We start from the raw sequence: 254 nt of genomic DNA, 5'->3' as shown, positions 1-254 counted from the left end.
GTTTGGGCCTCTCCAGACCACGCGGCAAATGTATCACCAACTTCTGTCGCGCGGCACTGGCAACTTTTAGGATTAATGCCATGAGCCGAATTGCTCTGAGTTCTCTGGAACGGGCGCAGCGGGAAATCCTGCCGCTCGATTTAGCGCTGTATCACGCCGCTCGCGAATACCCGGGCGGTGCTGCTGCCATTGCCGCTACGACGGGCCGCAACCCGACTACGCTGCAGCACAAACTGTCGCCGACCCACCCGAGC

1 protein-coding gene is annotated in these 254 nt (G+C 60.6%); it reads left to right on the top strand.

Annotated elements, in window-relative coordinates; all coding sequences use genetic code 11:
* Positions 1-80: 80 nt before the first annotated feature.
* Positions 81-254, top strand: a 174-nt coding sequence (locus KVG87_RS26175) for a phage regulatory CII family protein (RefSeq protein ID WP_367616696.1), incomplete at its 3' end; no start/stop codon positions are given.

The sequence above is a fragment of the Pseudomonas siliginis genome (genome assembly GCF_019145195.1).
Classification (GTDB): domain Bacteria; phylum Pseudomonadota; class Gammaproteobacteria; order Pseudomonadales; family Pseudomonadaceae; genus Aquipseudomonas; species Aquipseudomonas siliginis.
The sequence above is the reverse complement of the archived record's forward strand: the minus strand, read 5'-3'. Positions and strand labels throughout refer to the sequence as shown.